Annotated in this window: 10 protein-coding genes; 8 read left to right on the top strand and 2 right to left on the bottom strand. The window is 73.5% G+C overall.

Annotated elements, in window-relative coordinates:
• Positions 1-4: 4 nt before the first annotated feature.
• Positions 5-964 carry a 2,3,4,5-tetrahydropyridine-2,6-dicarboxylate N-succinyltransferase gene (gene dapD / locus O7605_RS05395; RefSeq protein WP_269738180.1) on the bottom strand — a complete coding sequence of 320 codons (960 nt, stop codon included), beginning with the start codon at positions 962-964 and terminating at the stop codon, positions 5-7.
• 128 nt (positions 965-1,092) lie between these two features.
• On the opposite strand from dapD, the gene dapE reads away from it, so the two are divergent.
• Positions 1,093-2,166, top strand: coding sequence for a succinyl-diaminopimelate desuccinylase (gene dapE / locus O7605_RS05390; RefSeq protein ID WP_269738179.1), 1,074 nt, complete (start codon positions 1,093-1,095; stop codon positions 2,164-2,166).
• 34 nt (positions 2,167-2,200) lie between these two features.
• Here the strand turns inward: dapE and O7605_RS05385 are convergent, their stop codons facing one another.
• Positions 2,201-2,353 carry a hypothetical protein gene (locus O7605_RS05385; RefSeq protein ID WP_216592876.1) on the bottom strand — a complete coding sequence of 51 codons (153 nt, stop codon included), beginning with the start codon at positions 2,351-2,353 and terminating at the stop codon, positions 2,201-2,203.
• Positions 2,354-2,492: 139 nt separating this feature from the next.
• Between O7605_RS05385 and O7605_RS05380 the strand changes: the two genes are divergently transcribed.
• From O7605_RS05380 to O7605_RS05350, 7 genes are all read left to right on the top strand, one after another.
• On the top strand, positions 2,493-3,398 hold the full coding sequence (locus O7605_RS05380; protein ID WP_269738178.1) for a TIGR00730 family Rossman fold protein: 906 nt from the start codon (positions 2,493-2,495) through the stop codon (positions 3,396-3,398).
• A 3-nt stretch (positions 3,399-3,401) separates the two neighbouring features.
• Entirely contained in the window at positions 3,402-3,947 is a 546-nt protein-coding gene (locus O7605_RS05375; RefSeq protein ID WP_269738177.1) for a TIGR00730 family Rossman fold protein, read from the top strand.
• A gap of 185 nt (positions 3,948-4,132) precedes the next feature.
• Entirely contained in the window at positions 4,133-7,651 is a 3,519-nt protein-coding gene (locus tag O7605_RS05370) for an ATP-dependent helicase (protein WP_269738176.1), read from the top strand.
• Entirely contained in the window at positions 7,648-11,028 is a 3,381-nt protein-coding gene (locus tag O7605_RS05365; protein ID WP_269738175.1) for an ATP-dependent helicase, read from the top strand. Before O7605_RS05370 ends, O7605_RS05365 begins: the two co-directional genes overlap by 4 nt.
• Before the next feature lie 231 nt (positions 11,029-11,259).
• Positions 11,260-11,463 carry a cold-shock protein gene (locus O7605_RS05360; protein WP_013735772.1) on the top strand — a complete coding sequence of 68 codons (204 nt, stop codon included), beginning with the start codon at positions 11,260-11,262 and terminating at the stop codon, positions 11,461-11,463.
• A gap of 264 nt (positions 11,464-11,727) precedes the next feature.
• Positions 11,728-11,910, top strand: a complete 183-nt coding sequence (locus tag O7605_RS05355) for a hypothetical protein (RefSeq protein WP_269738174.1) — start codon at positions 11,728-11,730, stop codon at positions 11,908-11,910.
• Positions 11,911-12,007: 97 nt separating this feature from the next.
• A complete protein-coding gene (locus tag O7605_RS05350; protein ID WP_269738173.1) occupies positions 12,008-13,321 on the top strand; it encodes a M16 family metallopeptidase in 1,314 nt (437 codons plus the stop codon).
• Positions 13,322-13,368 lie beyond the last annotated feature (47 nt).

Here is a 13,368-nt window from a genome sequence, read left to right as displayed (position 1 = left end):
GGGCTCAGTCGTTGGCGTGCAGGGCGGCGTTCAGCTCGATGCCCCGACCGGTACGGGGACGGGCCTCGAGCGCGCCGGAGACCGAGTTGCGCCAGAACAGCAACCCGTCGACGCCGGACAACTCGCGGGCCTTGACGACCCGGCCGTCCGGAAGGCTGATCTTCGAGGCGGCGGTGATGTAGCAACCCGCCTCGACGACGCAGTCGTCGCCGAGCGAGATGCCGACACCGGCGTTGGCACCGACCAGGCTGCGCTCCCCGATGCGTACCTTGTCGGTACCGCCGCCGGAAAGGGTGCCCATGATGGAGGCGCCGCCGCCGATGTCCGAACCGTCGCCCACCACCACGCCCTGCACGATGCGCCCCTCGACCATCGAGGCGCCGAGCGTGCCGGCGTTGAAGTTGACGAAGCCCTCGTGCATGACGGTGGTACCGGACGCGAGGTGTGCGCCGAGGCGTACCCGGTCGGCGTCGGCGATCCGCACCCCGGCGGGCACCACGTAGTCGGTCATCCGGGGGAACTTGTCCACCCCGTACACCCCGAGGTGGCGGCCGGCGGCCCGCTCGATGACCCGCAGCTCGTCCACCCGCTCCGGCGGGCACGGCCCGGCGGAGGTCCAGGCCACGTTGGCCAGCTTGCCGAAGATGCCGTCGAGGTTGATCTCGTTGGGGCGCACCAGGCGGTGGGAGAGCAGGTGCAGCCGCAGGTACGCGTCCGGCGCGTCCTTGATCGGATCGTCGAGCGAGCCGATGACGGTGACCACCTGGACGGTACGCAGACCCGGCAGGGCCCGGTCGCCGATCGCGCCGGGTGGCAGGTCCAGCACGTCTGCCTTGTCCTCACCGGCGACCAGCGGCAGCTCGCCGAGGCCCAGTTTGCCGGTCGGGTACCAGGTGTCGAGCGCCTGGTCCTCGGCGGTGACGGTGGCCAGGCCGATGCCCCACGCGGATTGTGTGGACGTCACTTACTCACCTCTCGTTCCCCTGCGGGCCGGCTGCTGCTCGCGACCACGGGGCTCGCCGGCCCACTCCTCGCGCTTCGCCGAAGGGCTCGCGTCTCACGGTCGCCGATTGTGACGGTACCGTGCGGACCATGGAGAACCCGCTTACCCCCGAGGTCCTCGCCGATCCGGTGGCGTTGACCCGCGCGCTGGTCGACATCGAGTCCGTGTCCCTCAACGAGAAGGCCATCGCCGACTGCGTCGAGGAGGTGCTGCGGGTGGTTCCGCACCTGACCACCCACCGGCACGGCAATACGGTGATGGCCCGTACCGACCTGGGGCGGGCCTCGCGGGTGGTGCTCGCCGGCCACCTGGACACCGTGCCACTGAACAACAACTTCCCGTCGACGCTGCGCGGCGACCTGATGTACGGCTGCGGCACCTCGGACATGAAGTCCGGCGTCGCCTACGCGCTGCATCTCGCGACCACCCTGCCCGAGCCCCGCTACGACGTGACGTACTTCTTCTACGAGGCCGAGGAGATCGAGTCGAGGTACAACGGCCTGCACCTGGTCGCGCAGGCGCACCCGGACTGGCTGGAGGCCGACTTCGCGCTGCTGTTGGAGCCGACGTACGGCATCGTCGAGGCCGGCTGCCAGGGCACCATGCGAGCCGTGGTGGTGACCACCGGGGTCCGGGCCCACTCGGCCCGTTCCTGGCACGGGGTCAACGCCGTGCACGGCGCGGGGGAGGTGCTCCGTCGGCTGTCGACGTACCAGGCGCGGCGGGTGACCATCGACGGGTGCGAGTACCGGGAGGGCATGAACGCGACCCGCATCCAGGGCGGGGTCGCCGGCAACGTGGTGCCGGACCGGTGCGAGATCGAGGTGAACTACCGCTTCGCGCCGGACCGTACGCCGGCCGAGGCCGAGGCGCACCTGCGCGAGGTCTTCGCGGACTACGAGCTGACGGTGACCGACTGCGCGGCCGGCGCGCTGCCCGGCCTGGCGGCCCCGCCGGCGCGGGAGTTCCTGGCGGCGGTGGGTGCCGCACCCATCGGCAAGCTGGGCTGGACCGACGTGGCCCGGTTCGCGGCGATGGGGATCCCGGCGTTGAACTTCGGCCCGGGTGATCCGAACCTGGCCCACCACCCGGACGAGCACGTCGAGATCAGCAAGATCCGCGACGGTGCGGCGACGCTGCACCGCTGGCTCGCCCCGGCCTGACCGCCGACGGCGTGGCCGGCGGTTCGGTGCGGGGTCAGACGGTGGTCAGGTGGGACTCGGCACCGGGATCGGCCGGCGGCTCGGGTGGCTTGTCGAGCAGCCGGGCGCGGCGGCGCTCGGCCACCACGTCGCGGATGCGCCGCTGCATCTGGCGGCGGATCCGAACCCGTTCGTCGTTGCTGATCACGCTGTCTCCTCCCCCGAAGTCCGCGTGCCGGGGCATACCCGGTATGTGAATAGTAAGACGTACGGGAAAGCGATTTGGTTGCACAAGATCACGAAGTGTTTGCCGGGTTCTTCGGTCCGGCTCCACTACGGTTGCTTCCATGACCCAGAGCAACGGGCGGGAACGAGGACAGGAGCGGCATCGCGGCGCCGTCACACTCCGTCGCCAGTCGATCACCAGCAGTACCGCGGACCAGCGGTTGCTGGATTCCCGGGCGCGGGCCGACTGGAAGACGAAGGACGCCTGGCGGGCGCTGCGCATCCTCTCCGAGTTCGTGGAGGGCTTCGACACCCTCGCCGACCTCCCGCCCGCGGTCAGCGTCTTCGGTTCGGCGCGCAGCAAGCCGGACAGCCCCGAGTGCCAGCTCGCCGAGGCGCTGGGCGCGGCGCTGGCCCGCGCCGGCTACGCGGTGATCACCGGTGGTGGTCCGGGTGTGATGGAGGCGGCCAACCGGGGGGCCAGCGAGGCCGGCGGCCACTCCGTCGGCCTGGGCATCGAACTTCCCTTCGAGCAGGGCATCAACGAGTGGGTCGACCTGGCCATCGACTTCCGCTACTTCTTCGCCCGCAAGACCATGTTCGTCAAGTATGCCCAGGCGTTCGTGGTGCTGCCCGGCGGGTTCGGCACCATGGACGAACTCTTCGAGGCGCTCACCCTGGTACAGACCGGGAAGGTCACCCGGTTCCCGGTGGTGCTGATGGGCGTGGACTACTGGCAGGGCCTGCTCGACTGGCTGCGGGACACGATGGCGGCCGAAGGCAAGATCGGCCCGGTCGACCTGGAGCTGATCTGCGTCACCGACGACGTCGCCGCGGCGGTGCGGCACATCGTGGAGGCCGAGGCCGCCCTCAACGCCGAGCAGGAGGCCGTACGCGAGGAAGCGGTCGCCCGGGTCGCCGCCGACCAGCAGGCCGCCGCCGGGTCGACCACCGTCGGGCCCGTCGCCGGCGATGAACGGGCCGCCGCCGACGGACCGGCCGCCACCGACGACCCGGCGGGGCGCTGACCGGTGGCCGCGATCTGCGTGTTCTGCGCGTCCTCCCGCACACTCGACAAGCGTTGGCTCGACCTGGCGACCGAGACCGGCGCGGAGATCGCTCGGCGCGGGCACACGCTGGTCAGCGGGGGCGGCTGCGTCGGGATGATGGGCGCGTTGGTCAACGGCGCACGCGCTGCGGGAGGCCGCACGGTCGGGGTGATCCCGCAGGCGCTCGTCGACCTGGAGGTCGCCGACCTCGCCTCCGATGAACTGCTGGTCACCGAGTCGATGGCCAGCCGGAAGATCCTGATGATCGAGAAGTCGGACGCGTTCCTCACCCTGCCCGGCGGGCTCGGCACGCTCGACGAACTCTTCGAGGTGTGGACCACCGCCACGCTCGCCCTGCACCACAAGCCGATGGTGCTCGTCGACACCGACGGCTTCTACGACCCGCTGCTGGCCTGGCTGCGCGACCTGACCGACCAGACGTTTCTCAAGCCCGCCGGCTTCGATCTGCTCCGGTCGGTCGACACCGTCCCCGGTGCCCTCGACCTCATCGAGTCCCACCTCACCTGAACCGCCCGGCCCGGCCCTGGCACCCCGTCGACGCGGTCCGTGGGCGGATGATCGGCTCCGGATGCGGCGAACCGGGCCTTCCCGTTGAGCGGAAGCCCCGACTTGCCGCGTGTCGGGCGCGGGTGCTGACCGGACCCGGGTGTGGCGGGTCGGGCGGTGTCGCAGGGCCGTGATGGGATGGCGGGATGCAGGCGTACCGGTTGGTGCGTCGGCCCGCCGGGCCGACCGAGGGGAACGGCCCGTCCGCCGGGTCGCCCTCGGGCGCCGCCCATCCGAAGGCCGCACCGGAGCAGACACCTTCGGGGCATGACGGGCCGGGGCGGATCGATCTGCGACAGGCGGAGGCGGTCGCGCACACCGCCGGTCCGATGCTCGTCCTGGGCGGCCCGGGCACCGGGAAGACCTGGACCCTCGTCGAGGCGGTCGCTGCCCGCGTCGCCGAGGGAGTCGACCCGGAGCGGATCCTGGTGCTCACCTTCAGCCGACGGGGCGCCGCCGACCTGCGACACCGGATCGAGGCGCGGATCGCCGCGACCGGTCAGCGGGTGCTGCGCGAGCCGCTGGTGCGCACCTTTCCCGCGTACGCCTTCGGGTTGCTGCGGCGGGCCGCCGCCGAACGCGGCGAACCGTCACCTCGGCTGCTCACCGGCCCGGAGCAGGATCTGATCATCCGCGAGTTGCTGGACGTCGTCGGTGCGGAACCCGACGGAGAGCCCGACGACGACCCGGTCGGTTGGCCGGCGGACCTGCGGCCGGCGCTGGGCACCCGGGCCTTCGCCGCCCAGCTACGCGACCTGCTGATGCGTGCCGCCGAGCGGGGTGTGGGCCCGGTCGAGCTGGCCCGGCTCGGCGAGCGGCTCGGCCGCGCCGACTGGCCGGCCGCCGCCCGGTTCCTCCGGCAGTACGTCGCCGTGTTGGCCCTGCGCGACGTGGCCAACCGTGGCTCGGTCGCCTACGACCCGGCGGAGCTGGTCCGGGCCGCCACCGGGATGCTGCGCGACGATCCGGAGCTGCTGACCGCCGAGCGACGGCGGCTGGCGTACGTCTACGTCGACGAGCTGGCCGACACCGACCCCGCGCAGCTGGAGCTGCTGGACACGGTGGCCGGTGGCGGCCTGCCCCTGGTCGCCTTCGCCGACCCCGACTCCTCGACGTACGCCTTCCGGGGCGCCGATCCGGGCGGCGTGACGTCCTTTCCGCACCGGTTCCGCACCGCGTCCGGCGCGCCGGCCGCCCAGGTGCTGCTGAGCACCAGTTACCGCGCGGGCGAGCGGCTGCTGGCCGCCACCGCGCGGCTGGCCCGACGGCTGCGCGGGCCGGCCGCGCACCGGCGGCTGCGACCGCTGCCGGACACTCCGGCGGGGAGTGTGGAGGTGCGCACGTTCTCCTCGACCACGAGCGAGGCGGCGTGGCTGGCGCACGCGCTACGCGCGGCGCACCTGCTCGACGGCGTGCCGTGGTCGCGGATGGCGGTGCTGGTCCGCTCCACCGCCCGGCAACTGCCGGGGCTGCGTCGGGCGCTGCACGCGGCCGGCGTGCCGACCGTGGTGCATGGCGAGGACCTGCCGCTGCACCTGCAACCGGCGGTCGCGCCGCTGCTGCTCCTGCTGCGCTGCGCGTTGGAGCCGGAGCGGCTCGACGAGGAGGCCGCCGTGGCGCTGCTGCACTCATCGCTCGGTGGCGCCGACCCGCTGGCGGAGCGACGGCTGCGGCAGGGCCTGCGCGCCCTCGCCCTGGCCCGGGGTGACCGCCGGCCCTCCGGGGAGCTGATCATCGAGGCGCTCCGTGACCCGACCGAGCTTTCCGGAGTCGAGCGGCGTTGGGCGGAACCGGCACAGACGGTGGCCGGGCTGCTGGCCGTGGCCCGGGAGGCGGCCGACCGGCCGGCCGCCACCGCGGAGGAGGTCCTCTGGGCCGTGTGGCGGGCCAGCGGCCTGGCCGAGCTGTGGTCGGCCGCGCTGAGCCGGGGCCCGGCGGTGGCCGGCGAGGGGGATCTCGCCCGGCGTCGCCGGGCCGAGGCGGCCGACCGTGACCTGGACGCCGTGCTGGTTCTCTTCGACGCCGCCGCCCGGTTCACCGACCGGTTGCCGGGCGCGCGTACCGAGGTGTTTCTCGACCACGTGCTCGGTCAGGAGCTGCCGGCCGACACGCTCGCGCCGACCGCCGACCGGGGCGACGCCGTGCGGCTGCTCACCGCGCACGCGGCCAAGGGACTCGAATGGGACCTGGTCGCGGTGGCCGGGGTCCAGGAAGGCGTCTGGCCGGATCTACGGCTGCGTGGCAGCCTGCTCGGCTCGGAGCGCCTGGTCGACGTGCTGGCCGGCCGGGGGGACGGCGCGGTCGCGATGGCCACCGTGGTGGGACAGACCTCGGCGTTGCTCGACGAGGAGCGGCGGCTGTTCCACGTCGCGGTGACCCGCGCCCGGCAGCGGCTGCTGGTCAGCGCGGTCGCCTCCGCCTCCGTCGGCGGCGACGACCACGAGGAGCAACCCAGCCGCTTCCTCTACGAGCTGGGCCGTATCGACGACCCGGGTGACGCCGTCGAGGGGTCCGCCGGTGCGCCGCCGCCCCGGCCACCGGACACGCCATCGTCCGCGGGCGGGCCGTCGACCTCGCCGGAACCGTCGAGGGCCAGCAATGCCCCGCTGGACCAGAACCCGGGCGACGCTGACCCGGCGGACACCACCGCGAGCGAGCATCCCGCGTCGGGCCGGCTGCCGTTGAGTCGGCCGCCCCGGGCGCTCACGCTGCCCGCGTTGGTGGCGGAGCTGCGTACCGCGGTCGTCGACCCGGCGGCGCCGGTCGCCCGGCGGCGCGCGGCGGCGGCCGAACTGGCCCGGCTGGCCGCCGCCGGAGTGTCCGGTGCGCATCCCGACGACTGGTGGGGGCTGCGCCCGCTCTCCGACGACCGGCCGCTCGTCGACGACGGCGAGCCGGTGCGGGTGACCCCGTCGGGCATGGAGAGCGCGCTGCGGTGCAGCCTGCGGTGGCTGCTGGAACGGCACGGCGGCAGCGCACCGGCCAGCACCGCGCAGGGTGTCGGCAACCTGGTGCACGCGGCGGCGATGCTCGCCGAGGACGCCCAGGCCGACCGGGAGACGCTGCTGGAGTACGTGGCCGCGCGCTTCGACGCGATCGAACTGGCCGCGCGGTGGATGGTCGGTCCGGAGCAGGCCCGTGCCGAGGCGATGGTCGACAAGTTGCTGCGCTGGCTGGCCGCCAACCCGCGGCGGTTGCTCGCCATCGAACAGGAGTTCGCGGTACGCCTCGACGACCCGCACCGGCCGGTCGAGCTGACCGGCCGGGTCGACCGGTTGGAGGTCGACGCGGCCGGCCGGCTGGTGGTGGTCGACCTCAAGACCGGCAAGTCCACCGCGGTCACCGAGGGAGAGGTGGCCGAACACCCGCAACTGGGTGCGTACCAGGCGGCGGTGGAGGCCGGCGCGTTCGCCGAGTTCGGCGACGAGCCCGGCGGCGCGGCACTCGTGCAGCTCGGCACCGGCGCGAGGGACGCCCGCGAGCAGGCCCAGCCACCCGCCACCGACGGGCCCGAGGCCGGTTGGGCGACCGCGCTGGTGCGTCGCACCGCCGACACCATGGCGGCCGCGACCTTCGCGGCGGTCGCCAACTCGAAGTGTCGGGTCTGCCCGGTCCGCAGCAGCTGCCCGGTGTCCGGTCAGGGTCGGCAGGTGGTGGAGCCGTGACCCAGCCCACCCTGTTCGAGCCGGTCCCGCCGGCGCCCCGGGCCGCCGACGCGGGCCCCCGGTACACGCCGGTGGAGCTGGCGAAGCTGCTCCGGCTGCCGGCCCCCACCCGGGAACAGGCGGCGATCATCGCCGCGCCGGTCGAGCCGCTGCTGGTGGTCGCCGGTGCCGGCTCGGGCAAGACCGAGACGATGGCCGCTCGGGTGGTGTGGTTGGTGGCCAACTCGTACGTCCGGCCGGAGCAGGTGCTCGGCCTCACCTTCACCCGCAAGGCCGCCGGTGAGCTGGCGCACCGGGTACGCGTCCGACTCGACCAACTGGTCCGCCGGTTGGGCCGCCGGGAGCGCAACCCGCTCGACGACCCGCTCACCGGCGAACCGACCGTGGCCACCTACCACTCGTACGCCGGGCGGATCGTCACCGAGCACGGTCTGCGCGCCGGCTACGAGCCCTCCACCCGGCTGCTGACCGAGGCGTCCCGCTGGCAGTTGGTCGACCTGATCGTGCGCAACTACGACGGGGACATGTCCGAGGTGGACCGGATGCCGAGCACGGTCACCGACGCGGTGCTGGCGCTCGCCGGCGAGCTGGACGAGCACCTGGTCGACCCGGACGAGCTGGCCGCCTGGACCGGCCGGTTCTTCGCCGACGTGCAGTCGCGTCCGGGGCGGGTCTACGCCGGGGTACGCAAGGCTCTGGCCCTCCAGCAGACCCGGTTGAAGCTGCTGCCGCTGGTGCGCGGGTACGTCCGCCGCAAGGACGACTTCGAGGCGATGGACTTCGCCGACCAGCTCGCCCGGGCCGCCCGGGTGGCCCGGGACCATCCCGGCGTCGGCGAGATCGAGCGCGGTCGTTACCGGGTGGTGCTGCTCGACGAGTACCAGGACACCAGCCACGCCCAGGTGGTGCTGCTCAAGGCGTTGTTCGGCGGCGGACACCCGGTGACCGCGGTGGGTGATCCCTGTCAGTCGATCTACGGCTGGCGGGGAGCCAGCGCCGGCACCCTCGACCGTTTCCCGACCGAGTTCGCCCGCGCCGACGGTGCACCGGCCTCGGTGCTCGGGCTGACCACCAGCTGGCGCAACCGACCGGAGATCCTGGCGGTGGCCAACGCGCTGGCCACGCCGCTGCGCGCGGCCGGGGCCCAGGTGCCCGAGCTGCACGCCGCGTTCGGCGTCGACGACCCGATCCCGCATCGCAGCCCGCGCGGAGCCGCCGCCGGCACGGTGCACTGCGCCCTGCTGCCGACGTACGCCGACGAGGCGGAGTGGATCGCCGACAGTCTGCTGGGCGCCTGGCGGGGCGCGGCCGGCAGCCCGGGCGTACTGCCCGAGCAGATCCCGGTGACTCGACGGCCGACCACGGCGGTGCTGGTCCGGCTGCGCAGCCAGATCCCGGCGATCGCGGCGGCGCTGCGTGAACGCGGCCTGCCGGTCGAGGTGGTCGGGCTCGGTGGCCTGCTGGACACCCCCGAGGTACGCGACGTGGTCTGCACCCTGCGGGTGCTGGCCGACCCGACCGACGGTGCCGCGTTGCTGCGGTTGCTGACCGGTGCCCGGTGGCGGATCGGGCCAAGGGATCTGGTGGCCCTGCACCGCCGGGCCCGGGCCATCGCGGCGGCCCGCCGCCGGCTCGCCGACGACGGCGCTCCGGAGATCACTCCCGACCGCCTCGACGAGGCGACCCTGGTGGAGGCGCTTGCCGACCTGGGGCCGGCGCAGGCGTACTCGGCCGAGGGCTACGCGCGACTGCGCGCGTACGCGCGGGAACTGGGCCTGCTCCGCTACCGGTTGGACCAGTCCCTGCCGGAACTCATCGCGGACGTGGAGCGGACCACCGGGCTGGACGTGGAGGTGGCGGTGCGGGCCGGCCGCGACGGTGCGGGTGACGCCGGACTGGCCCGGGGCCACCTGGACGCGTTGGGTGACGTGGCCGCCCGGTTCAGCGGCGAGTCACCGGCCGCCACGCTCGCCGGGTTCCTGGCCTATCTCGCCGCCGCCGAGGACGAGGAGCGCGGTCTCGCGCCGGGCGAGGTGGAGGTGGTCGAGGGGGCGGTGCAGATCCTCACCGCCCACGCCGCCAAGGGGCTGGAATGGGACGTGGTGGCGGTGGCCGGGCTGAGTCGTGGCGTGTGGCCGGGACCGGTCCGCAACTCGGACCACTGGCTCGGCGGCCTGGGCGTGCTGCCGTTCCCACTGCGCGGCGACGCCGACGGGCTGCCCGAGCTGGCCCTGGCCGAGGTGGCCGACCAGCGCGGGGTGGCCCGGGCGGTGGAGGACTTCACCGACGCCTGGCGCGCCCACGACGAGCGGGAGGAACGACGGCTGGCGTACGTGGCGGTGACCCGGCCCCGGCGGCTGCTGCTCTGCTCCGGTCACTGGTGGGGTGAGGGCACCAAGCGGCCGCGCGGCCCGTCGCCGCTGCTGCGCGAGGTGCACGACGCCTGCCTGGCCGGCGGTCCCGGTCACCTGGTCGACGAGTGGACCCCGGAGCCCGCGCCGGACGCGGTCAACCCGACCACCGAGGTGGTACTGCGGGCCGAGTGGCCCGCCGACCCGCTCGGTCCCCGCCGTCCGGTGTTGGCCGAGGCCGCCGCGCTGGTGCGCCGCTTCCTGACCGACGGCGACGGTGACGGCGACGGTGACGGCGACGACGGGGACCGGCCGGACGACCCGGCCGGGGCGGATCCGGAGGTACTCCGGTGGCGGCGGGAGGCCGATCTGCTGCTGGCCGAGCGGGCGGAGTTGAGCCGGCTGGCCGGCCCCGTCGAGGTGTCGCTGCCCGAACAGCTGTCGGTGACGCAACTCGTCGCGTTGCGCCGGGATCCGGCCGGGCTGGCCCGGGCACTGCGCCGCCCGATGCCGACCGAGCCCAACCCGTACGCCCGCCGGGGCACCGCGTTCCACGCCTGGCTGGAGCAGCGGTTCGGCGCGGACCGGTTGCTCGACACCGACGAGCTGCCGGGGGCGGCGGACGCCGACGCGGCGCCGGACGAGGAACTGGCCGAGCTGCAGCGGCGCTTCCTGGCCAGCGAGTGGGCGGACCGCACCCCGGTCGAGGTGGAGGTGCCCTTCGCCACGGTGATCGGCGGGGTGGTGGTACGCGGCCGGATGGACGCCGTGTTCCGCCGGCCCGGCGACCGGTTCGACGTGGTCGACTGGAAGACCGGCGCTCGGCCGGAGGGCACCGCCGCCGAGGTGGCGGCGGTGCAGTTGGCGGTCTACCGGCTGGCCTGGGCGGAACTTGCCGGTGTGCCGGTCGACCGGGTCGGCGCGGCGTTCCACTACGTGCGGGACGGGGTGACCGTACGGCCGGCGGACCTGCTCGACGTCGAGGGACTGACCGCGTTGATCAGATCGGTTCCCGAGTCGACGTGAAACACTGGCGTGTCGCCGGATCCGTGGTAGGGTTCCCCCGTTGCAGTTTCGGTTACCAGCTCTGTTTGCGCCTGGCGGAATGTGGCCCCAGGCGCTCTTTGTTATGTCCGGACTTCTCCGGGCGGGGCGACCAGCAGCGACAGGCGTTCCGGGCAGGTTCGTCCGGGACATTCCTCTTTCAACTCCGCAACAGGTGCGGAGTTGACGTTCCGTCAAGGAGACGAAACAAGCATGGCTATTGGCACCGTCAAGTGGTTCAACGCTGACAAGGGCTTCGGCTTCATCACCCCGGACGGCGGCGGCGCGGACGTCTTCGCCCACTTCTCGGCGATCCAGTCCTCCGGCTACCGCAGCCTCGACGAGAACCAGCGGGTGGAGTTCGAGGTCGTGCAGGGCCAGAAGGGCCCGCAGGCGGAGAACATCCGTCCGCTCTGACCTCCGGTCACCCGGTGTCGGCCGGGTCGTCGCCGTGCTCTGCGCACCGGTGGCGGCCCGGCCGTCCGTGTTCTCCGCGCGGGTCGGTCCCGGCGCGCCCGGCGCTTCAGGTCCGCTCCGAGCCGTGCCGACCAGCGCCGCAACCCTGAGTCGGTAATCAGCCTGTCGATCGTCGGGTGGGCGACTGTCTTCCTCGCCCGGCTCCGCGACCCTGGCTGCGGGGCAGGGCCGGGGGGCCCGTGATCGGCGCGGGGGAGGACGACCATGGTGGGCTCGGCGGCTCGTGAGCTGCTCCTGGTGATCGCGGTGGCGGCGGTCGGGCTGTTGCTGGCCACGGCGGTGACGTTCGCGCCCTGGCCGGCCACCCCGGGCGGGTCAGCTCCGTCCGGCCTGGTGGAACTGCACGTCCCGGCACCAACCGACCGCACCGGCAGCGCGTCCGGCTGACGGGCGGGCGCGCCAGGGGCCGCCGACCGACCTACCGCGCGTGCGCTTCCTCGCCCGCCGGCACCGGCGGGCGTGCCGAGACGTTAGGGTCGGATCCGTGCCGACCCGCAGAGCGAGAATCCCAGCGACGAGGTATCCGGTCGAACGGTTCACCCTCGACAACGGCCTACGGGTCGTCCTGACCCCCGATCGCAGCGCTCCGGTCATCGGTGTGGCGGTCGTCTACGACGTCGGCATCCGTTCCGAGCCGGAGGGACGCACCGGCTTCGCGCACCTCTTCGAGCACCTGATGTTCCAGGGCTCGGAGAACCTGGAGAAGCTGGCCCACTTCCGGTACGTGCAGGGCGCCGGCGGCACCTTCAACGGTTCCACCCACCTGGACTACACCGACTACTTCGAGACCCTGCCGAGCAACGCCCTGGAACGGGCGCTGTTCCTGGAGGCCGACCGGATGCGCGGTCCCCGGCTGACCGAGGAGAACCTGCGCAACCAGGTCGACGTGGTCAAGGAGGAGATCCGGGTCAACGTGCTCAACCGGCCGTACGGCGGGTTTCCCTGGCTGACCCTGCCGCCGGTGCTCTTCGACACCTTCCCCAACGCACACGACGGCTACGGCTCCTTCGACGATCTGGAGTCGGCCACCGTCGCCGACGCCGCCGACTTCTTCCGGCACTACTACGCCAGCGGCAACGCGGTGCTCGCGGTGAGCGGGGACATCGACACCGCCGAGGCGGTCACGCTCATCGAGCGACACTTCGGTGACGTACCGGCCCGCCCGGCACCCGACCGGCCGGACTTCGCCGAGCCGGACCTGACCGTCGAGCGGCGCACCGCGTACCCCGACAAGTTGGCCCCGCTGCCGGCGGTGGCGTCGGCGTGGCGGGTGCCCGACCCGATCGGCGACTTCGCCGCCTACCTGCCGTACGTGGTGCTGGCCGAGGTGCTCACCGACGGTGACGCGTCGCGGCTGGTGGAGCGGTTGGTGCGTCGGGACCGCACGGTGACCAGCGTCGGCGGTTACCTGGGCTTCATGGGTGATCCGTTCGACGTACGCGACCCGACCGCGCTGCTGCTCCAGGCGCATCTGCCGCCCGGTGGCGACGTCGACAAGGTGTTGCGGACCGTGGACGAGGAACTGGACCGGCTCGCCCACGACGGGCTCGGCGACGGCGAACTGGCGCGTACCCAGGCGCGGATGGCCACCCACCTGCTCCGCGACACCGATGCGGTGCTCGGCCGGGCACTGCGGATGGCGGTGCTGGAACAGCAGCGCGGCGAGCCGGGGTTGCTCGGTGAGCTGCCCAGCCTGATCGGCGAGGTCACCGAGGAGCAGGTCCGGGCCGCCGCGGCCACCCTGCGCCCGGAGCGCCGCGCGTCCGTCGAGGTCCTCCCCGAAGGTGGTGCCCGGTGAGCGCGAGGAGTGAGCCGGGTTTGCGAGCCCCGCAGTCGCGAACAGAG

The organism is Verrucosispora sp. WMMA2121, assembly GCF_027460185.1.
GTDB classification, from domain to species: Bacteria; Actinomycetota; Actinomycetes; order Mycobacteriales; family Micromonosporaceae; genus Micromonospora; species Micromonospora palythoicola.
Note: the sequence above shows the minus strand (reverse complement) of the source record. Positions and strands in the feature narration are given on the sequence as shown.